This window comes from Candidatus Blochmannia sansabeanus (nom. nud.) (assembly GCF_059935345.1).
The window spans coordinates 284,040-308,245 of record NZ_CP011795.1; the positions used below are offsets into that span (position 1 = coordinate 284,040).

Here is a 24,206-nt window from a genome sequence, read left to right on the forward strand (position 1 = left end):
ATTTATATCTGAATTTATTTTTTTTACTTTCAAATAGATTTGCAGTTCATTTACATTGATTTCAGCATCAAAAGTAAGGATATTAAACTGTGAACGATAATCATCAAAATCATTCAAAAAATATATTATATTGTTCATTTTGTGGAAAAAACCAAAATCAAGTATTAAAATTAATTGCCGGAATATCAGCACATATTTGTGATACATGTATTGGTTTATGTACAGATATAATTAATCAAGAACTTAAAGATAAAGTAATCAATGAAAATTTAATTAAATTTCCAACACCCTGTGATATTAAGACTCATTTAGATGATTATGTAATTGGACAAGAGCATACTAAAAAAGTGCTTGCAGTAGCAGTATATAATCATTATAAACGTTTACGTAATGAAGGTGTATGTATATGTGATAATGGTATAAAATTATTTAAAAGTAATATTTTATTAATCGGACCTACAGGCAGCGGAAAAACGTTATTAGCAGAAACATTAGCTAGTTTTCTTAACGTACCGTTTGCTATATCAGATGCTACTACTTTAACAGAAGCAGGATATGTAGGAGAAGATGTAGAAAATGTTGTACAAAAATTACTACAACGATGTAATTATGATGTAAATAAAGCACAACAGGGTATTATTTATATAGATGAAATAGATAAAATTTCTAGAAAATCAGAAAATCCTTCTATTACCCGGGATGTTTCTGGAGAAGGAGTGCAACAAGCTTTATTAAAATTAATTGAAGGAACTATAACTGCAGTACCACCACAGGGAGGACGTAAACATCCACAGCAAGAATTCATACAAGTAGATACGACTAATATTCTCTTTATTTGTGGAGGTACTTTTTTTGGTTTACATCAAATTATTCAGCAACGTACTACTAACAAACGTACAATTGGTTTTCAGATCTCAGAAAATAACGATACCCCCCAAAATAATGAATATTCACTATTAAAACAAATTGAACCAGAAGATTTAATTAAATTTGGTCTAATTCCAGAATTCGTTGGAAGACTTCCAATAATTTCTGCTTTAGATGAACTGGGAGAAAAAGAATTAATAAAAATCCTAAAAGAACCAAAAAATGCCTTAATAAAACAATATGAAATTTTATTCCATATAGATGGAGTAAAATTGGAATTTTCAGAAACATCATTGACTGCTATTGCTAATAATGCCATGAAAAGAAAAATTGGTGCTCGTGGGCTTAGAACTATCTTAGAAGATATATTACTAGATATAATGTATGAATTACCTTCTCAAAACAATATAGATAAAATCATAATTGACGAATCAGTAGTATTTGGAGATTCAAAACCACTATTAATCTATAATAAAAATAAATTAGCTGATTTTAAATAAAACACTTATTTTAAAAACACTGTTAATAAAAAACATACTCAATTATTAGTTTAATTAATAATTTTTTTATCTAAAAAATCTTTTCCAAATAAAAAAAATTTCATTTCTCTTTCAAGTATTCTACGATCTGAAATATTCATCATATTCAATTTATTTTCATTTATTAAAATAATTTCTTTATTTTTCCATTGCTTCCATGCGTCTTTAGAAATATGCTCACAGATGTACTTTCCCAACAATCCTGGATAACACGGATCATCTAAGCCTTCAGCATATTTTTTTAAAAAAACGCAATAAATTATTCTAGGCATTATTATAAATCTTTTATTACAGTAGCTATTTTAATTTAAATTTTCTTCAATATTTTTATTATAATTACAATTGCAATTTTTGTAATATTATAGAAATTGGTCTAGGTAATCCAACAATTGGAGGATCTGCTAAATTGTACCAGATCCCATCTTTTTTACAATTTATCTTGTTATTTATATGAAATAATATCGGTCTAATTTCTAAATCAATATTACTTAACTTATGTTTTATAATGGATAAGTCTATACGTTGATTATTATGTAGATTATAATTTAATAACCATATACTCAACATATCAAGATTAGAAAATTCAGGAAAACAAAATAATCCTCCCCAAATCATTTGATATGATCTTTTCTCAAGCCATATCATTTTTACTTTACGCCACTGTAATAACAACAATAAAAACCAAATAGTTTTTTTTAATAACTTTTTAGATGGTTCTTTTCTAGGAAATTGTTTAACTTTGTGGTTTAAAAAAGCTTGACAATCCTCTTGAAGAGGACAGTCTTTGCAGACTGGGTACGTATTAGTACATATTAATCTTCCTAAATCCATCATAGCTTGGTTAAAAACTCCTGTTCTTTTATCAGGAAGCAGTTGTTCACTCAATGACCACAGTTTGTTATTTATCTTAGATTTATTTTCTAATAAACAAAAATCAAAAGCATAATATCTTGTTAATATTCGTTTTATATTACCATCAAGAATAGGATGATGTTGGTCCAATGTTAATGACAATATAGCTCCTGCAGTAGATCTTCCAATGCCAGGAAAAGAAATAAGTGTATCAAAATCTTTTGGAAAATTACCATGATAATACCTAACTATAATTCTAGCTGTTTTATGTAGATTTCTAGCCCGTGCATAATAACCTAATCCACTCCATAAAAATAATACTTCATCTAATTCTGCGTTTGCCAATTGTATAATTGTTGGAAATCTTACAATAAATCGCTTATAGTAAAAAATTACAGTTTTTACTTGTGTTTGCTGTAACATAACTTCGGATAACCATGTTTTATACATTGTTTTATTCAATTGCCATGGTAAATCTTGCGTCCTATACTTCTGATACCAAAGTAATATTTTTTTAGAAAAAATTAAATTCTGAGTCATATATATTTAAAATATTAAACTTGCATTACATATAACTAATATGTTCTATAATCAACGTAAATTTTACTAAAAGATGTTTGATAAATTAAAAACAAACTCAAAATAAATACCAATCGATACATTTCAAAATAACCATAAGATTCTAATATAAACAAAATACAAAAATATAACCTAAAAGTTAATACATAATTTTATAAATACTTAGTTTTTAAAAATAACAACATTCATATAAAATACATTAACTTATAAAAATTTCACAACCTTATTGTTTAATGATCCATAAAACACAATATTTAGTAATCAAAATATATCTTTATTATTGATAAGTCATTAATTTGTACCAAAACACCAGCATCGCATTCATTTAATGCAATATTTATACTAATTTGTATTTTCAGTAAGATATCTGTTTATTTTTATTCGTCGTAAAACTCCTAACTAATTCGGTTTTTATTTACACTTACATTTACTTAATTAGTATACATATTCAAAAATAAACACCACTTTTTAAATTAAAAATTAATTGATAGAATATGTGCGATTCAATTGCTAATCTAAATTTAAAACATAACCTTTTAATTTTGATTAGATCATGTAAAAGTAACAAATATATGATTTTCTAAAAAATCAATAAATATTTTTCTGTAATATATATATTCACTTGCATATACAATAGATCTTTAAAAATTACTTATACTTTCAGTTAAAAATATTAATTGTGTATATACTACAAATCATGCTATTTATAAATAAATATACATGTAGTAATACTATTCTTAATATTATTCATTAAAAACTTTCAAACAACACAACATAAAATAACTATTTAATTTTTTAAATTATAATCCTATTAAAACTAATATTGAACATCAAAAATACCTGTTCATTAAAATACTATTCCTCATATTTAAAAAGACTGATTCAACCAACTTTTTAAAATTACTCCAGCTGCTATTGCATTTATTTTAATATCTTGTCGCGCATATAAATAGTTGCGATTATTTTCAAAATAATCCAACCGTGCTTCACTCGTACTAAACCGTTCATCATGCATCTTGACGATAACAGGAAACTGTTTCTTTAATTGTTTAGCAAACTTTCTCGCTAAAACAGTAATAGGCTGTTCACCTCCGTTTATCTTCAAAGGTAACCCTACTACCATTACTACTGGCTTCCATATGTTATAAATATCTTTAATTTCTTCCCAATTGGGTATGCCATATTGCGATTTCAATACTGCAAGGGGCCTGACAGTACAAGTCAATTTTTGACCAATTGCAACTCCTATATTTTTGGTTCCAAAATCAAAAGCCATTATTATATTAATAATTGACATTAAGCGCGCCCCATTTGATCTGTAATATTACAAATATCAATTCCTAATATTTTTGCAGCTGCACGCCAACGAGCAACAATAGGAGTATGAAATAAAATTGTTTCATTAGCAGGAACAGTAAGCCAAGTATTTTCCATTAATTCATGTTCTAATTGACCTTTAGACCAACCAGAGTAACCAAGTGCTACCAATACATCTTTTGGTTGATTAGGAGTTCCTAAGGTCTCTAAAATATCTCTAGATGTAGTAATCATAGCTTTTGAAGAAATATTAACACTGGATCCAAAACCTTTTTTAGGAGTATGTAAGATAAAGCCCCGATCGTCTAATAAAGGACCTCCAGAAAATACTGGACTATCTAATCGAATAGATGGATCTCGCGCAGGAGGTACAACTTTTAAGTTGTGTAATATAGTTTCTACCGTACATTTTTCAACTAGCTTATTGATGACTATACCCATAGCTCCTGTATCATTATGTTCACAAATATATACTACTGACTGTTTAAATAATGGATCTTGCAGAGCGGGCATAGCTATCAGAAAATAATTTTGTAAGTTTTTTATTTCATGTATTAACATAAATTATTTCATACATCTCTTTGACTAAAGATAAACAGTTTAAGAAACGATAACTAATTAATTTTTATAAAAATGCCATAATTAATTTAAACTGTTGTATTCAAAAATTTTAATTATTAGTCACAATAGCCACCACATTGATATCATTATCTTATCAATTATTGATAAAAATTTCTTTAAACAATGAACTACCTAAAATTAAACTATAAATAATTATAGTGCTTACAATAATTTTTTATTCCATAGATTTTTATACAGTACACTCTGTGAAATATTATTTCTCTTTCATCATAAAGATACACTTTACTGTTTTCTAATATAGATATATCTATCTAATATAGACATTAAAACAAACCTTTTACATTCTACTATATTTAAAATAAAAATTACCTAGAACACAACAATAATTATTCACGTAATTTTATAAATATAAAACCTATTCCTATAAAACTCGTTATCAATTTATAAATAAAATTGTTATAACCTCATACTAGCAATATTATTATACTTTAATCAAATAATAATATGCAAAATATTACAAAGATATAAATTTTAAACCAGCTGCATCACGAAGTAACTCAACTTTATCAACTTGCTCCCAAGAAAAATGTTCACGACCAAAATGTCCATATACAGCTGTGTCTCTATAAATTGGTTTTAACAAATCTAACATAGTAATTAACCCATAAGGACGAAAATCAAAAAAATTATTTATTAGTTTTATCAAAATATCATGTGAAGTTTTCTCTGTACCAAAAGTTTCAATACTAATAGATATTGGATTCGGTATTCCAATTGCATAGGAAACTTGAAGCTCACACCGATCCGCTAACCCAGCTGCTACAATATTTTTAGCAACATATCTCGCCCCATAAGCAGCTGAACGATCTACTTTTGATGGATCTTTTCCGGAAAATGATCCTCCACCATGTCTTGCCATGCCTCCATAAGTATCCACAATAATTTTTCTTCCAGTTAAACCACAGTCACTAATAGGTCCTCCAACAATAAAACAACCACCAGGATTAATAAAAAATTTAGTATTATCAGACAACCATTTTTTAGGCAATACTGGTTTAATAATTTCTTCCATCACAGCTTCTTGCAGATCTATCAATTTTATGTCACAAGTATGTTGAATGGATAACACAACTGCAGCTATTCCGATGATCTTTCCGTCTTCATAAGCAACTGTTACTTGACTTTTAGCATCTAATCCTAACCAAGGTAACACTCCACTTTTTCTCATTTGAGAATTTCTTTTGATTAAAAGATGCGCATATGTTATCGGAGCAGGCATTAAAACATTAGTTTCATTAGTAGCATATCCAAACATCAATCCCTGATCACCCGCTCCCTGTTTTACAACATCACTGTGATCTATACTATATTTAATCTCTGAAGATTGTTGATTAATCACACTTAATATCACGCAAGAATTTGCATCAAATCCCATATCTGAATGAACATAACCAATATCACGAATGGTATTTCTGGCAATTTCTTCCATATTCACCCAAGCAGTAGTAGTAATTTCTCCCCCCATTATTACTATACCCGTTTTGATAAATGTTTCACATGCAACACGAGCCTTTGGATCTTGCACTAAAATAGAATCCAATACAGCATCAGAAATTTGATCTGCAATTTTATCTGGATGTCCTTCTGAGACAGATTCAGATGTAAACAAATATTGCGTCATTCATTGTATTCCTTTAAATATACGGTATAAAACTTACTATCAGTACATTCGATATACATATAGCAAATATTTTAAAATAAACTACATGTAAAACCAATCTACATACGAGTATTAAAATACTATCATTTATTTTATTTATTTAAAAAATAATCTAAATATTATTTAATTAATAAATTATAACTACATTTGTTTATACAAACCTCTACTATAGAACTACTTTTTATCTATTGTTTATACTAAGAATCATATTAATCTTTAAATATTTACATTTATTCGTTTTCATCATCAAATATATATTTAAATTAGTTTATTAAACATCACAAATATATCCCAACATAATATAATCCTTCAAAATTAATCATCAAATTCTAATAAATACCTACTAACTACGCAAATAAAACCTATCTTATTTATTATTTTTCGAAAATATCTTTATGTTTATAAAATAATTAAAATTAATAACAAATTACAATATACTCTATTTATAAAATTCATCATCTATAAATCAAATTATTGAATTATAAATAATAAATATAACATATTATATAGATATCACTACATGCTTCATGTTTAAATTAATTTAAATAGACTCCTAAAATTTATAGGTCATACACTGATTTATATTCAATTTACCAATAGGTAATATAAATATTAAATATTGTTACTTTATATTAATATTCTATTTAGTTTTACTCAAAACTATATTTTATATATAATGAATCGTTTGTAATATTAATTAAACACAGGAAATATATGTATACTTTAAATTATCAATATGATAACTCTTTGTTTTCAAATGCTTTTGGGTTTTTAAGATTTCCATTAGAATTCAATCCTTATGATAATAACAGTGATTGGGTAATTACTGGAGTCCCTTTTGATATGGCTACTTCTGGACGCTCAGGAAGTAGGTTTGGGCCAACTGCTATTCGACAAGCATCTATAAATTTAGCTTGGGAACGTTGTCATTGGCCTTGGAGGTTTGATATACGAGAAAATTTACATGTAGTCGATTGTGGAGATTTAATATATAAATCTGGAAATATACAAGATTTCGTACACTCTCTACAAAATCATGCTGAACATTTATTAATTTCTGGAAAAAAAATGCTATCACTTGGAGGTGATCATTATATTACATTGCCTATATTACGTGCATATTCAAAAATTTTTGGAAAAATAGCAATAATACACTTTGATGCACATGCAGATTACTATGACAATGATAGTAAATATGATCATGGTGTTATTATATTACATGCGTTAAATGAAAAATTAATCGATCCCATGCATTCAATACAAATTGGTATTCGTACTGAATACAAAAATAATTTCGGATTTACAGTATTAGATGCAGAATATGTTAACGACATCAGCGTAGATATTGTCATAAATAAAATAAAATCAGTTGTTAAATCTTTTCCAATATATTTAACATTCGATATTGATTGTTTAGATCCGGCTATAGCACCTGGCACTGGGACTCCAGTGATTGGTGGATTAACAAGTTATCGTGTTCTACAATTAATACGAAGTTTTACAAACCTAAATATTGTAGGAATTGATTTAGTAGAAGTAGCCCCAGCCTATGATTGCGCACAAATCACTGCTTTGACAGCTGCTACACTAGGATTAGAAATGCTTTATACTCAAGCAAAATTAAAAAGCTAAAAATTAATTTCATATATTATTAGTTGTCCGATAGTTATTATTAATAATCCACACTAAAGCAACAATATTAACTTATAAAATTACATTATATTCTAAATACTTGATACTGATATAAAATCGATACTATAATATTAACTAATTACTATACTTAATCACTATATAATTAGGAATATCAAATCTATAAATAATTCAAAAATTAAATTATTATTAAATTGATCGAAGATAAAACTATATTCCTATAAAATAATTCATATTTTGCCTGTATAAATATCGATATCGCCAGTATCATCACCATATGCTGCTCTTGCATTACGTTAATTTTTAAGAGTTTCATGTTATTGATTGGCTAATTAATTAATAACAACCTAAATTTATTCCCAATCATATATTATTATAAAAAATTAATTATTAAAGAATAAACCTAATTATTAAACATAATATATAGTGAAAGAAAATATTTTTATTATTAATATATGATTATTTTGTTAATATATTTTTATACATAAAAGGTTTTCATTATGAATATCATAAAAATAAGTGATCTAGACCTAACGAATAAGCGCGTTTTAATTCGTTCTGATTTAAACGTACCTATTAAAAATGGAATTATTACTTCTAATAGAAAAATTAATGCATCATTACCTACTATTAAACTAGCTTTAGATAAAAGTAAATATGTCATGGTAGCCTCTCATCTAGGGCGACCAACAGAAGGAAATTACGATATGCAATTTTCTTTACAACCCGTAGTTGAATATTTAAAAAAACAATTAATTAATCAAGATATTAAAAAAATACGGCTAGTTACAGATTATTTAGAGAATACAAACTTTATGGAAAAAGAACTGTTAATTTTAGAAAATGTACGATTTAACAAAGGAGAAAAAAAAGATGATGAAATATTATCAAAAAAATATGCTATGTTATGTGATGTGTTTGTCATGGATGCATTTGGTAGTGCTCATCGTACACAAGCTTCTACGCACGGTATAAGCAAATTTGTTTCTTTAGCTTGTTCCGGGCTCTTACTACAAAAAGAATTGGAAGCTTTAAATAAAGCATTACATAATCCTATGAGACCGATGGTTGCAATAGTTGGAGGATCTAAAGTATCTACTAAATTAACTGTTTTAGACTCCTTGTCAAAAATTTCAGATTACCTCATAGTAGGAGGAGGTATCGCAAATACCTTCTTAGCAGCTCAAGGAAAAAAAGTAGGCAAATCTCTATATGAAGAAGAACTAATATTCACAGCAAAACGCCTGTTAGAAAATTGTGACATACCTGTTCCTACTGATGTAAGAGTAAGCACAGAATTTTCAGAAACGGCTCAAGCAACTATGAAAGCTGTAATTGATATTAAAGATGATGAACAAATACTTGATTTCGGTGATGAATCTATTGAAAAAATATTAGATATTTTAAAATATGCTAAAACTATTCTTTGGAATGGCCCTATAGGAGTATTTGAATTTCCAAATTTTAGAACAGGCACAGAAATGATATCTCATGCTATTGCTAAAAGTAATGCTTTTTCTATTGTTGGAGGAGGCGATACTTTAATGGCTATTGATTTATTTGGCGTGTCTGATCAGATTTCTTATATTTCTACCGGAGGTGGTGCTTTTTTAGAATTTATTGAAGGAAAAACATTTCCATCAGTAAAAATGCTTGAAAAACACGCTATTAAATAATTAAAAGTATACATATTATGGATTAATAAGTATTATGTATACAGATACATATAACACGTATATAAATAATACTATATGAATATATATTCATCAAAAAGAAGAAAATAAATGATTAAAATTATTGATTCTATAAAACCAGGTGTAGTTACTGGGAATGATGTGCAAAAAATCTTTGATCTCGCAAAGAAAAATAATTTTGCTTTGCCAGCGGTAAACTGTATAGGTATGGATTCAATTAATGCTGCATTAGAAGCTGCAGCTAATATGCGGTCTCCAATTATTTTACAGTTTTCTAAAAAAGGATCTGCTTTTATGGCAGGATACGGTTTAAATAATTATAAAGATGACGATTCTACAGCAGTATTAGGAGCTATTTCTGGCAGTTTACATGTACACCATATTGCCAGACATTATAATATCCCTGTTATTTTGCATACTGATCATTGCACTAAAAAAAATTTATCTTGGATCGATGCTCTACTAGATTTAGGATCTAAACATTTTTATAAAACCGGCAACCCATTATTTTCATCTCACATGATAGACTTATCTGAAGAATCGTTAAAAGAAAATATAGAAATTAGCTCAAAATACTTAAGTCGTATGGATAAATTAAATATGACTTTAGAAATAGAGTTAGGTTGTACTGGAGGGGAAGAAGATGGCATTGATCATCATCATTTAAATCATGAACTTTTATACACAAATCCAGAAGATATAGCCTATGCTTATGAAAAATTACATATTATCAGCCCACGGTTTATTATAGCTGCATCATTTGGAAATGTTCATGGTGTATACAAGCCTGGAAATGTACGATTAGACCCAAAAATACTACAGAAATCACAAAAATATGTTTCTAAAAAATTTGGATTACCTAATAACTTTTTAAGTTTAGTATTTCATGGAGGGTCTGGATCTACAGAAAAAGAAATTAAAGAAGCCATCAATTATGGTATTGTAAAAATGAACATTGATACTGATATACAATGGGCTACTTGGGAAGGAATTTTAAAATATTATCAACACAATAAAAATTATCTCCAAACTCAATTAGGAAATCCATATGGACATGCTCAACCAAACAAAAAATTTTATGACCCACGAGTTTGGATTCGTGCAGGACAAAAATCAATGGTTAGATACTTAGAAAGAATATTTTCTACTTTAAACGCTACCAACATTTTATAATAATCATTTTTTATTCATAACATTTTTAAACATATTAAAACAGATTTATACATCGATAAAATCGAAATCATTTAAAATTTAATCTGATAAAAGATGCTGATTATGCCTATAAATAATATTTAATTTAAAAATCAGTATAAATTATAAAATCTGTTGTTCAAATCAGAAAATTACCATACATTGTATTATAATATAATAGCACAACGTATAAATTTAATTCGCATTAAATATCATTTTTAATCTATAGTAAATAAAATCCTTGTCGGAAATTCAGCAATAATAGATTAAAAAATAATACGCACTAAATATATAATATACATCACGTATAGGTACAATATGATAAAAGATAAATTAAAAAGATCAGTAGGTTGGGCAGCCTTAAAATACATCCAATCTAGCAAAATTATAGGAATAGGCACAGGTTCAACCGTTACATATTTTATTGAAGCATTAAATAGTATAAAAGAAAGAATAGAAGGTGTAGTTTCTAGCTCAAACTATTCATCCAATCAATTAAAAAAATTGGGTATTCCTATATATAATCTCAATAATTTGAATGAGCTAGATGTATATGTTGATAGTGCAGATGAAATTGATACTCATATGCAAATGATTAAAGGCGGAGGCGGAGCCTTAACCAAAGAAAAAATTATTGCTGCTGCAGCTAAAAAATTTATTTGTATTGTTGATAGTAGTAAACAAGTAAATATATTAGGACGTGGGCCACTACCAATAGAAGTTATTCCTATGGCTCGTTCATTAGTAGCAAGAGAATTAGTACGTCTAGGTGGTTTACCAGAATATCGACACAATGTAATTACTGAAAATGGCAATCATATCTTGGATGTATACAATATGAAAATTTCTAATGCATCGTTATTAGAAACAAAAATTAATAATATTCCAGGAGTGGTGAGTGTTGGCATATTTGCACAAAGACGAGCAGATATCGCATTAATTGGAACAAAAGAAGGTATAAAAACAATCATTTAATTCTTTAATATACTGAGTGTATGTAATTTTAAATAAATATATACACCTAAAATAGTTTAAATTTTAGTCATACTGGTTAATCTATATTCTTAGTATGGCTAAAAATCAGAAAAATCTGGAAAAACTGAATTAATTAACATGCATTATGAAAATTGTAAAAATTAACTATTTATATTTAAGAAAATACAATTTATCTACAGAAGTAAAATACTACTAAAATAATAGTATAACTTTATAGCATAAAATATATATTATTTAATAAATATCTAAAATTAAACGATAAGATGGAGTGATAATTTCCGGTAGCGTGAGATCCCATTTTTCCATAGGAAGTAATTGAGTAGGTATTCTTTGAAAATCATATGCTAGTCCTATAGGAACATAATTACTCTGATTTTTCCAGTTTTTTAAGGTTCTATCATAAAAACCACCACCCATACCTAATCGATTTCCATAATTGTCAAATGCAACTAACGGAACGAATATAATGTTCAGTTTCTCTATAGGTATAATGGAATTGATATTCCATACAGGCTCATATATATTTAAACGATTATATATGAGAGGTGTTGAAAACGTATATCGTAAAAATAACAAACATTCACCTTTTGCATTAGGTAGAACTGGTAAATATATTTTTTTATGCATACATAACAAGGTTCGAATAAGTAGAGAAGTTCTTATTTCTCCATCAAAAGCAATAAATATTGCTATATGCTTTGATTTATGTATATAATCCATAGTCATAAGTTTATTAGTGATTAGTTGAGCGGCTGTATGTTGCTCTTGAAATGTCAAAGAACGGCGTACAATACGCATATACTCACGAATAGATTTTTTATATAATTTATTATGACAAATATACATATTATCTACTATCGTGGAATATATAAATGTATAATACCTTTACTTACTTTAACACAAGATTAAAACAAGGTATAATACATTGATCATGGTTATTGTTTTATCGTTTAATACAACAAATATAATCTATATATGTTTAGAACATTCTAGTGTTCCATCAACTCGTTCAGTAATATGAGCGTGAGTAATTAAAGCTTCTTCGATTGTTTTTTGTAATAACAAAATATGCTGCTCGATATTAGCTGCGTATTCACGTGTTTTCAATTTTTCTTGGGCTAATTCATAACATATATTTAAAGCAGCTATAAATACTAATTGCTCGGCATTAGTCACTCTTGTCTTAATTTTTAAAGCCTGTAAACGTTTAGTCAAATCTTCTACCGCCTTATTTAAAGCATCTTTTTGTTTAGACGGACAATTAATTCGCAACGTTCGACCAAAAATTTGAATATCTATTGGCTTTTCAGGCATATATTTCTTCCCTAGAATTTTATCTTATATTTCAATAATCGTACAACATAATAATTTATGTCATGTAGTTTGTATACATGTAAAACTTATATTCTTGTCAATCTTAAACAGAAATCAAAACAGCCCCCGATTCATCAGAAAATTTTATAAAAATTAACATAACTAATATTTATTTAAATATGATCTAAAAATTAAGTATCTCAAAAACTTTATAAAATACTGCATATAGACCATATACAAATTTTCATATCATCTCTATATAGCTAAATTAGCTTAGAAAATAAATCTAAATAAATATACTTATATACATAAATTCTACAATACATCAAAAATACTGAATAATTTATTATTACAAATAAACACTAATTTAACTTAAAAACATAAGATCATTTGTTATCACAGCAAATAACTCACAACTATATCCCAGTAATATATAATATTTTATATATTTTACCATCATGATATGCATAGATTTTATTATCTATGACAAGTCAATAATTTTACCAAATTAAAATCAATCGATATACATTTTGCAATTAAATAATGAATTTCTATCAGAATATTTTAAATTATATACAATATAGTTTAAGTACCACACTTAATAGTGGCTATAATGTAATAAATACGCTGAACACTAACATATTAAATCTCATCATACTAATTTATATGTTATAGTTTTTCAACATTAAAATTTTTAATATTTATGCGTTAAATAAACACTTTATGTCTATTATTATACATGGCGGAGGAATGACAGGAACGATACTAGCGTTCATGTTATTTAAACTAACTAAAGGAGATTTAGAAATATCTTTAATAGAACAACACTCTCCTTATTTGTATGATACACAATTATCTTCGAATATATGTCCTCCTCATGTAATAGCATTATCACGAGGGGCCTATTATGAATTGATGCGAACTAATATAGCTTCAATTTTATCTTCTTGCGCTACTGTTATAAAACAAGTAGAAATTAGTGAATATAATAGATTACATGAAGTATCTATCAATGCCCAAAATCATCAATTATCCGAACTAGGTTATGTTATTGAGTCAAATATTTTTAGAAAAAAGTTATTTGATTTTTTACGAAATAAATCAAGTGTAACCATATATTGTCCTGCTACTTTAAGAAAAATTGAGCGCGAAAAAAAAAAAAATATAGTCACTTTAGATAATGGTCATCAAATAGTTTCAAAATTAATAGTAGCAGCAGACGGCGCTTATTCAACATTAGCTACTAATTGCGGTATAAAATGGTTTAGGTATAATTATCAACAAATTGCTGTAGTTTCTAAAATTACTACTGAAGTACCTCATTTTGGAAGAGCTTTTGAAAAATTTACAGAACATGGACCATTAGCTATGTTGCCTATGTCTAATAATTTTAGTTTTTTAATTTGGTGTATATCTAATAAACAACAGCAAGAAGTATCTACATGGAACAAAAAAAAATTTTCTCAAGAACTACAAAATATATTTGGGTGGAAATTAGGAAAAATTTTAAATATAGAAACACGATATTTTTATGATCTTTGGCTAACACGTGCTCAAAGCCACATTAGTCATAGATTAGCATTAGTTGGAAATGCAGCTCAAAATTTACATCCTATAGCCGGACAAGGATTTAATCTTGGATTACGTGATATTGTAGTTTTATCAAAAATAATTACACAAGCATTATATCAAAACATAGATATTGGAGATTATTCCGTATTAAATACATATCAGAAACACAGATATTTAGATCAATATAGAACTATTAAAATCACCGATGGATTAGTACGTTTATTCAGTAATCATTATCTACCATTAATTATTGCTCGAAATGTAGGTTTATTTTTTATTAGCTATAGTAGCTTTCTGCAACATCTTTTAGTCAATACAATATTAAATTGGAAAACCGATTAATCTTTTATTAAATTGAAAAGTAATGTGGAAAATTTTGATATACTTATTATAAATCAAGGAATTTCCGGACTAGCATTAGCTTGTGGGTTGAATGATCGTTTTCGTATTGCGATCATAGACAATAAAAGTTATTTAAATGTTTCTGAAACAGATCAACGAGATATTAAAACATCTTTCGTTAACATCACCAGTTTAAAAATACTTCAGTATCTAAAAATCTGGAACTGGAATATAGCACGCTTTTCCAGTTTATTATATAAATTAGAAATTCTTAAAAAAAACGATATAAAAAAAACCGTTTTCCATTCCGGTTATTTAGGATATCCTGAACTAGGATATATTATTAATGATTGTTTAATATATCAGGCTCTGATTAATCGCGCGCGACAATTAAGAAATGTTACATTTATTAACTCATATTTACCTGAGGCAATAAATTATCATGAAGATTTCGTGCTTATTACAGTAAATAACAATTATATATTTAAAGCTAAATTAGTAATAGGTTCAGATGGAGTCGATTCTTTCATAAGAGAAAATGCAAGTATTTCATTAATATTTAAAGATACCAAATATTATGGACTGACAACTATTATTTGTACTGAAAAAAGTCACAAAAACACTCTTCGTTTTATTATTCACAATGATGGTTTGTTAATATTATTACCATTAAAAAATACACATTTTTCCATTGTTTTTTGGTTATTACCCCCACATGCAGCTAAAAAATACTTATATGCCTCTAACTCCGCTCAATGTGTTAATTATGATCTAATTGAGATCTGTAACATATTATTAGGTCAATGTATAATACATAATAATACAAAACATAAAATTTTTATACCAAGAATACAATATGCGCATAATTTTATAAATCATCGTTTAATACTACTAGGAAAAGCCGCATATCTTATATGTCCTTTATTTTTTCAAAATATCAATTCAGAACTTATGGATGCAGCAGTACTATCAAATTATCTAAAGAAACTAAAAAAAAACAACAAAGATATTGGACATTATAATTGTTTAAAATATTATGAATACAGTATAAAACGTAGGATCACTAAAAATTTAATACACACCTCATATATTCATATGTTACTTCATGATAAGAATTATTTCTTAGAAAATATGCAACATTTTATTTTTTATCTCATCAATACCGTGCCCAATTTAAAAATACATATACTACATCACATTATGGGTTTAAATGATTTACCAAAATGGTTGCTACAAGATCATTATCCTTAAAAAATTTATATAATTAAAAATTATTTAAATTTATTAGAATCAATGATAAAAAAAATAAAACTATCATGAGTTTTCATATTTATGATTTTTAATTCTGAGGAATTTAAAATTGGTCTATTTAATACTACTTGCAACCACACATTATTTTTTTTAATTTGACAAGATTGTAAAATGACACCAATTTTTTTCCAATATTGATTATTTAATTTTAATTCTATCCAATCACCAGCCGCTGGAATGTTGTTTTTACTCTTATAATCAATGGTCCCTATTAATCGATATAATTCTTGCTTATTCTTCCCACGATACTGAACACGTGCAATAGATTCTTGCCCAAGATAACAACCTTTATTAAAACTAATCCCCTGTAATATATCCATATTTACTGCCTGGGGCACAAATAACTCACTAGTTACTAATTCAATAGTTGGATAACCTGCTTCTATATCTAACAACGCCCATTGACTACTATCGTTAAATTGCATACAATAAAGCTGGTTTTTGCTCAACAAATGATCTAGTATTGATTTTTTATTAATAATTAGTAAAAAACGTTCTGTTGGAGCGCTGAAATATAATAAAGTAACATCTTGATCATGCACCACTGTATTTTTTTGGGTTGGTACAACTGAAAAAAACATGCTTAAATAATTTCTTGCATTTGCTCCAGCAATTCCGATAAGTATAACGTCATAATCAGGAATAATGGTAACATGAGAAGAAACTATATATTTTCTCATTTCTGCAATCTGTTTTTCACATACGTTTAGACGTTCGATAAACGCCATTTCTTGATTTTTAAGATGAAAAACGTACATATTGCTAAGCATTTTCCCTTTTGGATTACAATATGCTGAAAACCTATATTCATGTTCATCTAAACTTTTAATATTACAAGTAAATTGGTTGTGTAAATATTGTATCACATCTTGTCCACACAATCTCACTAAGATCCATTTTTCTAAAGATATAAATGTTAATGGTAAATCTGCTGAAGATACAGGGCATTGCTTCGAAAAGACTATATTAGGCAAAATAATATATCTCCTTATAAATAAAAACATTAATAAAGATTACACATTATAAACTATATAATATTAATATATTAAACATTTACATACTTCAAAATAATAAGATTACATTTTCTATAAATATTGATTATTATGATCTATAATTAACTTTATAATTAAATAATTTATCAGTTTTTCACTTTATGTAAATGATTTAAATAATAAATATATATCCATATATGGTATAGCATATATGCTAATAGCCGAAAATGCTATTTATTGATTAAATATGTAGTCATTAAAATATTACTTAATACAAAACAAATAAAAATATAAACATAGTTATTTACATTAAAACTGTATAATAAATTTAAATAAACTATAATTAAAGATTAAACTAATCTTATATGATAGGATATTACGATATGAATATATCATTATATATCAAAATTTTTGTTTAAAACCCATACGACTTGAGGAACAAAATTTTTATGATAGACATAAAACTTATTAAACAACATATTCAACTTATGTTAAATAGAATATTTAAGTTTAAGGATGATTTTTGACTATAATTTCAAAAAAAAACGTTTAAAAATAATTAGCGCCAAATTAAAATCACCTGATATTTGGAAAAATCCTAAAACAGCAAAACTTCTCAGTCAACAATCTTCTTCTTTAAAAATTTTTATTAGCATTGTTGATCAACTTTATACAAGCTTAATGGATTTAAATAATTTACTAAAATTAACAGAAGAAAATGACGACAGATTACTTACCGAAATTCATGATCAATTAATTGCTTCAGAACGTACATTATCTCAATTAGAAATTAGTCGTATGTTTATAGGAAAATATGACCATACTAATTGCTATATCGATATTCAATCAGGATCTGGGGGCATAGAGGCACAAGATTGGGCCGGTATGTTATTGCGTATGTATTTACGGTGGATGGACCATAAAGGTTTTATAACCGATATTACTGAAGAATCTCCAGGAGAAATAACCGGGGTTAAATCTGCTACTGTTCAGGTTATTGGGCCACATGCGTATGGCTGGTTACGTACTGAATCTGGTGTGCACAGACTAGTACGAAAAAGTCCTTTTGATTCCGCTAAAAAACGCCATACTTCATTTGCTTCAGTATTTGTATACCCAGAATTAGATGATAGCATCAATATTCACATTCGCCCAGAAGATCTACGTTGTGATGTCTATCGAGCGTCTGGAGCAGGAGGTCAACATGTTAATCGTACAGAATCTGCAGTACGAATCACACATATACCAACAAATACCGTTACTCAATGTCAAAGCGATCGCTCGCAACATAAAAATAAAAACCAAGCAATGAAACAACTAAAGGCTAAATTATATGAACTTGAATTACAAAAAAAAATATATGAAAAAAAAATGAGAGAAGATAATAAAGTAAATATTACCTGGGGAAATCAAATACGATCTTATATTTTAGATAATTCTAGGGTTAAAGATTTACGTACTGGTTTTGAAAAACGTAATATCAAAGCTGTTTTAGACGGAGATTTAGATGATTTTATACAAATTAGTATCAAAAAATATTCTAAGCGAGATTTATAATGCCTAAATATGTACACTCAAAACATCAACCATATCAAAAATTTAATATCGATAATGAATTAAGTATTCGTAAAAAAAAACTATCTCAAATTCGTAAAAAAGGTATAGCGTTTCCAAATGATTTTCGTCGTGATGCCAGTTCTAATCAATTACATAAAAAATACAAACATACATCTAACACAGAATTAATGCAATTAAACATTGAAGTAAATATAGCAGGCCGAATAATAAGTCAACGTATCATGGGAAAAGCATCTTTTATAACTTTACAAGACATTGATGGCTGCATGCAGCTATACATTACTGCTAATTCATTAGCAACGAATGTATATGAAGAGAATGTAAAACAATGGGATTTAGGGGATATATTAGGAGCGCGCGGTACACTATTTAGAACACGTACTGGAGAGTTGTCGATACATTGTAAAGCAATTAAACTATTAACTAAGTCATTACGTCCTTTACCAGATAAATTTCATGGTTTGAATAATCAAGAAACAAAATATCGTCAAAGATATTTAGATTTAATTATTAATGAAGACACAAGAAAAATATTTAAAATACGTTCTCTAATTATTTACGAAATACGTCAATTTATGGAAAAAAATAATTTTATGGAAGTAGAAACACCAATGATGCATACAATAGCAGGAGGAGCTATAGCCAGCCCTTTTATTACACACCATAATAAATTAGGAATAGATATATATCTACGTATTGCTCCAGAATTATATTTAAAAAAACTAGTGATAGGTGGTTTCGAGCGAATATTTGAAATAAATCGTAATTTTCGTAACGAAGGAATATCCTCCTATCATAATCCCGAATTCACAATGATGGAAGTATACATGGCTTATGCCGATTACCGTGATATAATAATTTTAATACAAAATCTACTACGTTCAGTAATACAGCGAGTGCTAGGTAGCAACATAGTTCATTATGGAAATTATGAATTGAATTTTAATAATCCGTTTACTCAAATGAGTATAAAAGAAGCAATTTATTGTTACTTACCAGAAACTAGATCCCAAAACGTAGACGATATACATACTGCCATTTCCATTGCAAAATCATTTGGAATTACAATCAATAATTACTGGACATTAGATAAAATACACATGGTTATTTTTGAAGAAATAGTAGAAAAAAAAATAATTCAACCAACCTGTGTTACTTCTTATCCAATAGAAATGTCTCCATTAGCACGTCGCAACGATAATGATCCAAAACTTGCTGATCGTTTTGAGCTCTTTATTGCTGGAAAAGAAATAGGAAATGGTTTTTCAGAGTTAAATGACCCAGAAGATCAAAAAGAACGATTTTTAAAACAAGCAAAAGAAAAAAATAACAAAAACAATGACATTCACACAAATTATGATGAAGATTATTTGATTGCGTTAGAATACGGATTGCCCCCTACAGCAGGTATTGGAATAGGAATCGATAGGTTGATCATGTTATTAACCAATAAACATACTATTCGTGATGTAATTTTGTTTCCTACACTTCGTCCAAAATAAAACCCTTATATATATAACTAAAATCATTAAACACCACATAATTTTAATAATGCAAATCTATATTCTAATTACATTTAACTATATTCAGTGATAAAATTTTGAAATGTTTCAATACTAAATCATATCCCAATGAGATAATAAATATAGTATGATACGTAATATCATAAGTCAAATGAATATCCTTAATCATAAAAGTTTAATAAAATTGCATCAAAAATATAAAGGGCCAGTATGGGTATATGATGCATCAGTTATAATCAACCGTATTACACAATTAAAACAATTCGATATTATAAGATTTGCTCAAAAATCTTGTTCTAATATTCATATTCTACAATTAATGCGCAGTCATGGAGTTAAAGTAGATGCTGTCTCTTTAGGAGAAATTAAGCGGGCATTATTAGCTGGTTTCAACACAGGCAAACAAAGTGATGAAATAGTTTTTACTGCTGATATTTTAGAAGAAGAAACATTATTTAAAATATCAAAATTAAATATTACTGTTAATGCAGGATCAATAGATATGCTGGCACAATTGGGAGCTTGTTCTCCTGGGCATAAAATATGGTTACGTATTAACCCCGGATTTGGGCATGGACATAATCAAAAAACCAACACTGGAGGAGAAAATAGTAAACATGGTATTTGGCATGAAGATATACTAACTGCTCTCTCTTATGTCGATCATTATCATCTACAGTTAGTTGGGCTTCATATGCATATTGGTTCTGGAGTACATTATCACCACTTATCTAAAGTATGTAGTGCGATGGCCCAACAAATATTGAAATATAAAACAGATATACAGATTATTTCTGCTGGAGGAGGATTAACAATACCGTATCAACATAATGATACAGTATTGGATGTAAATCATTATTTCCATTTATGGGATGATACAAGAAAACGTATTAGCCAACATTTAGGACATTCAGTAAAATTAGAAATAGAACCTGGTCGCTTTCTTGTTGCTGAGTCAGGAATATTGATTACACAAATTAGAGCAGTAAAAGAAATGGGTTGTCGTCATTTTATACTAATAGATGCAGGATATAATGATCTAATGCGTCCAGTAATGTACGGCAGTTATCATCGTATGTCATTAATACCCGGAGATCATCGAAATATTACTTTAGAAGGATTACGTGACACTGTTGTTGGAGGCCCACTATGTGAATCTGGAGATATTTTCACACAAAACATGAACGGAACAATATTGACACGTAAGCTACCTTATTCAGCAAAAGTAGGAGATTATTTAATATTTCACGACACCGGTGCATACGGTGCCTCAATGTCTTCTAATTATAATACTCGCCCACTGCTACCAGAAGTTCTGTTTGAAAATGGAAAAATGCGCCAAATTCGCCGAAAGCAAAAATTAGAAGATTTGCTAATGTTGGAAATAACAGAATAATTTCATATAAAAATCTTTTAATTATTAAATAATGTTATTAACAAATATTATATCACGTAAATTTTTTATATACTTAAGTCAATAACTTAATCCTTTAAAGTTTTAATTCAATGTAATTAACATTGCAGTAATCTTATTTTTCATTGTATTTAACAATAATTTTTGACTACGTATATTTTAAATAAAAAATAATAAACTGTAAAATACAGTATGTATTTCATACATTTTTATGTTTTCTTATTGCAAACAACCATTAATTATTAATAATATTAGTTATCTAAATAACACATTTAATTTCATCATAACCAAATTTTAATGAAATATTTTATAAACATCATTAATTAATTAAGTACATAAAACTATATTCAAATTCTTGAATTACAGTTAATTGCAAGATAACATATAGAATATATATTTAGTTATATGATAATGGTATTAGTAAATACACAATACATAACATAAATAATTATTATATACTTTAATAATAATAATTAATGATGCCCATCTTATCTTGTATAAGGTAATCACATATTTTCATAATATTTATTAAATTAATAAAATATTTCAATAAAACTGAAGAAATCCAGTGATTGATAGTAATAGTTATCGGATTAAATGTCAGCATTGTGCTATGTAATACTCACAAATAGATATTATGGGTGCGAAGATGCAAGCGACATTATTGTCAGAAATTTCCTCAAAGTGGAACGAACTTCAGTGAAAAACCAGAACACAGTAATGTATAGAAAACTATTTGAAGAAATAAGATTAAATTATCAAGATATATGCATTTTATCTTCTACACAATATTGAATATGTTATAGATTACCTAAAAAATTAATCCTCTAGAAAATATAAACCAATTTGTTTTGGATAAAACAAATTGGTTTATATTTAAAGTTTTTATCTCAAGATACGAAAATTAACATAAAAAATAATAAGGATTACACATTTGATAATTGGCAATGGATCAGTTTGTGGTATCCTATACGTCGAGTTGTATTTTTTAAAATATATATAATGGAAAAGTAATGAAAGAATTTGTTAATAGGATAATATCCTAAAATTAAATTATCGTATCTTATAAGAAATAAGATATTATAAAGCATTTTTAATAAAAAATTAAATGAACTTTTAATTAAAATATATCTGAGTATAAATTAAATTTTTATTAATTTTAAAACATCTCAATATTTTAGTGTAAGTTGAACACCGATTCTAATAATGAATATGTTTTAGAACATTACATATCATCAAATATGCAGTATTTTTATTATCACACGTGTAACCCGGTAATTTGTACAATCGGACCTATTTCATTACATTGGTACGGCATGATGTATGGGTTAGGTTTTATTTACGCTATGTGGTCATTGTTATATCGTGCACAACACACTAATAATATTTCATGGACTAACAAAGACATAGAATATTTATTATTTTTATGCTTTTTTGGTGTTGTATTGGGTGGTCGTATTGGATATGTATTATTTTATCAATGGTCTTTTTTCACTCAAAACTTACTGTGGATTTTTAAGATATGGACAGGAGGTATGTCTTTTCATGGTGGATTAATAGGAGTAATTATATCAATTATGTGGTTTTCTTATAAAAAAAATTTAACTTTTTTCCAAGTATCAGATTTTATAACTCCGGCGATACCATTTGGACTAGGCCTAGGTAGATTGGGAAATTTTATTAATGGAGAATTATGGGGCCGAATAGCTATTGACATTCCTTGGGCTATGTTATTTCCTAATTCTATATATCAAGATTTATTAATACTACCAAATCACCCTAAATTGCAATTACTATTTGATAATTATGGCGCGCTACCTCGCCATCCATCTCAATTATATGAAATGTTTTTAGAAGGAATAATCTTGTTTATTATTATAAATATGTTTATTGATAAACCACGTCCTGTAGGTAGTGTATCTGGATTATTCCTCATTTTTTATGGTTTCTTTCGCATTATAGCAGAGTTTTTTCGTCAGCCCGATAGTCATTTGGGATTAATTTACAACATAGCCACTATGGGTCAAATTTTATCGTTTCCTATGATCATATGCGGAATAGCTATAATGTATATTTCTTATAAAGGCTATCGCATATAACTAAAAATTATCATAAAAACTAAAACCATGTGGCAGAAATATATATACAACATATCTTCTTTACTGTAATAATC

Annotated in this window: 19 protein-coding genes; 11 read left to right on the top strand and 8 right to left on the bottom strand. The window is 27.4% G+C overall.

Annotation, left to right across the window (positions count from 1 at the left end):
- The first annotated feature begins 89 nt into the window (after positions 1-89).
- The gene (clpX, locus tag Bsans602_RS01275; RefSeq protein ID WP_500837299.1) at positions 90-1,367 is read left to right on the top strand and encodes an ATP-dependent Clp protease ATP-binding subunit ClpX; all 1,278 of its coding nucleotides are present in this window, start codon (positions 90-92) and stop codon (positions 1,365-1,367) included.
- Between the two features lie 50 nt (positions 1,368-1,417).
- On the opposite strand, the gene Bsans602_RS01280 is transcribed toward clpX, so the two are convergent.
- The 5 genes from Bsans602_RS01280 to metK form a co-directional block, all read right to left on the bottom strand.
- Positions 1,418-1,678, bottom strand: coding sequence for an oxidative damage protection protein (locus Bsans602_RS01280; protein WP_500837300.1), 261 nt, complete (start codon positions 1,676-1,678; stop codon positions 1,418-1,420).
- 64 nt (positions 1,679-1,742) lie between these two features.
- Positions 1,743-2,798, bottom strand: coding sequence for an A/G-specific adenine glycosylase (mutY, locus tag Bsans602_RS01285; protein ID WP_500837301.1), 1,056 nt, complete (start codon positions 2,796-2,798; stop codon positions 1,743-1,745).
- 907 nt (positions 2,799-3,705) lie between these two features.
- Complete coding sequence (ruvX, locus tag Bsans602_RS01290; RefSeq protein WP_500837302.1) at positions 3,706-4,134, bottom strand: Holliday junction resolvase RuvX; 429 nt, start codon at positions 4,132-4,134, stop codon at positions 3,706-3,708.
- Complete coding sequence (locus Bsans602_RS01295; RefSeq protein WP_500837303.1) at positions 4,134-4,715, bottom strand: YqgE/AlgH family protein; 582 nt, start codon at positions 4,713-4,715, stop codon at positions 4,134-4,136. The genes ruvX and Bsans602_RS01295 overlap by 1 nt, the downstream gene beginning before the upstream one ends.
- A 535-nt stretch (positions 4,716-5,250) precedes the next feature.
- Entirely contained in the window at positions 5,251-6,417 is a 1,167-nt protein-coding gene (gene metK / locus Bsans602_RS01300; protein ID WP_500837304.1) for a methionine adenosyltransferase, read from the bottom strand.
- Between the two features lie 753 nt (positions 6,418-7,170).
- Between metK and speB the strand changes: the two genes are divergently transcribed.
- The 4 genes from speB to rpiA all read left to right on the top strand — a co-directional run bounded on the left by speB (position 7,171) and on the right by rpiA (position 11,966).
- Positions 7,171-8,088 carry an agmatinase gene (gene speB / locus Bsans602_RS01305; RefSeq protein ID WP_500837305.1) on the top strand — a complete coding sequence of 306 codons (918 nt, stop codon included), beginning with the start codon at positions 7,171-7,173 and terminating at the stop codon, positions 8,086-8,088.
- Between the two features lie 518 nt (positions 8,089-8,606).
- A complete protein-coding gene (locus tag Bsans602_RS01310; RefSeq protein ID WP_500837306.1) occupies positions 8,607-9,782 on the top strand; it encodes a phosphoglycerate kinase in 1,176 nt (391 codons plus the stop codon).
- 108 nt (positions 9,783-9,890) lie between these two features.
- The gene (gene fbaA / locus Bsans602_RS01315) at positions 9,891-10,973 is read left to right on the top strand and encodes a class II fructose-bisphosphate aldolase (RefSeq protein ID WP_500837307.1); all 1,083 of its coding nucleotides are present in this window, start codon (positions 9,891-9,893) and stop codon (positions 10,971-10,973) included.
- A 336-nt stretch (positions 10,974-11,309) separates the two neighbouring features.
- Positions 11,310-11,966: a ribose-5-phosphate isomerase RpiA gene (gene rpiA, locus Bsans602_RS01320; RefSeq protein ID WP_500837308.1), complete on the top strand. Its 657-nt coding sequence runs from the start codon at positions 11,310-11,312 to the stop codon at positions 11,964-11,966.
- 255 nt (positions 11,967-12,221) lie between these two features.
- On the opposite strand, the gene Bsans602_RS01325 is transcribed toward rpiA, so the two are convergent.
- The gene (locus Bsans602_RS01325; RefSeq protein WP_500837309.1) at positions 12,222-12,833 is read right to left on the bottom strand and encodes a 5-formyltetrahydrofolate cyclo-ligase; all 612 of its coding nucleotides are present in this window, start codon (positions 12,831-12,833) and stop codon (positions 12,222-12,224) included.
- Between the two features lie 123 nt (positions 12,834-12,956).
- Positions 12,957-13,301, bottom strand: coding sequence for a cell division protein ZapA (gene zapA / locus Bsans602_RS01330; RefSeq protein ID WP_500837310.1), 345 nt, complete (start codon positions 13,299-13,301; stop codon positions 12,957-12,959).
- A 723-nt stretch (positions 13,302-14,024) separates the two neighbouring features.
- On the opposite strand from zapA, the gene ubiH reads away from it, so the two are divergent.
- Positions 14,025-15,215 carry a 2-octaprenyl-6-methoxyphenyl hydroxylase gene (gene ubiH / locus Bsans602_RS01335; RefSeq protein WP_500837311.1) on the top strand — a complete coding sequence of 397 codons (1,191 nt, stop codon included), beginning with the start codon at positions 14,025-14,027 and terminating at the stop codon, positions 15,213-15,215.
- A 24-nt stretch (positions 15,216-15,239) separates the two neighbouring features.
- Entirely contained in the window at positions 15,240-16,466 is a 1,227-nt protein-coding gene (locus Bsans602_RS01340) for an FAD-dependent monooxygenase (protein ID WP_500837312.1), read from the top strand.
- A 20-nt stretch (positions 16,467-16,486) separates the two neighbouring features.
- Here the strand turns inward: Bsans602_RS01340 and ygfZ are convergent, their stop codons facing one another.
- On the bottom strand, positions 16,487-17,500 hold the full coding sequence (ygfZ, locus tag Bsans602_RS01345; RefSeq protein ID WP_500837313.1) for a tRNA-modifying protein YgfZ: 1,014 nt from the start codon (positions 17,498-17,500) through the stop codon (positions 16,487-16,489).
- A 467-nt stretch (positions 17,501-17,967) separates the two neighbouring features.
- On the opposite strand from ygfZ, the gene prfB reads away from it, so the two are divergent.
- From prfB to lgt, 4 genes are all read left to right on the top strand, one after another.
- Positions 17,968-19,075, top strand: a protein-coding gene (gene prfB / locus Bsans602_RS01350; RefSeq protein ID WP_500837314.1) for a peptide chain release factor 2 whose coding sequence is annotated in 2 segments (ribosomal slippage) — positions 17,968-18,021 and positions 18,023-19,075 — 1,107 coding nt in all. Because the reading frame shifts where the segments join, the coding sequence is not laid out codon by codon here.
- On the top strand, positions 19,075-20,598 hold the full coding sequence (lysS, locus tag Bsans602_RS01355; RefSeq protein WP_500837315.1) for a lysine--tRNA ligase: 1,524 nt from the start codon (positions 19,075-19,077) through the stop codon (positions 20,596-20,598). The genes prfB and lysS overlap by 1 nt, the downstream gene beginning before the upstream one ends.
- A gap of 148 nt (positions 20,599-20,746) precedes the next feature.
- Entirely contained in the window at positions 20,747-22,015 is a 1,269-nt protein-coding gene (lysA, locus tag Bsans602_RS01360; RefSeq protein ID WP_500837316.1) for a diaminopimelate decarboxylase, read from the top strand.
- Between the two features lie 1,259 nt (positions 22,016-23,274).
- On the top strand, positions 23,275-24,132 hold the full coding sequence (gene lgt, locus Bsans602_RS01365; RefSeq protein ID WP_500837317.1) for a prolipoprotein diacylglyceryl transferase: 858 nt from the start codon (positions 23,275-23,277) through the stop codon (positions 24,130-24,132).
- The last annotated feature ends 74 nt before the right edge of the window (positions 24,133-24,206 follow it).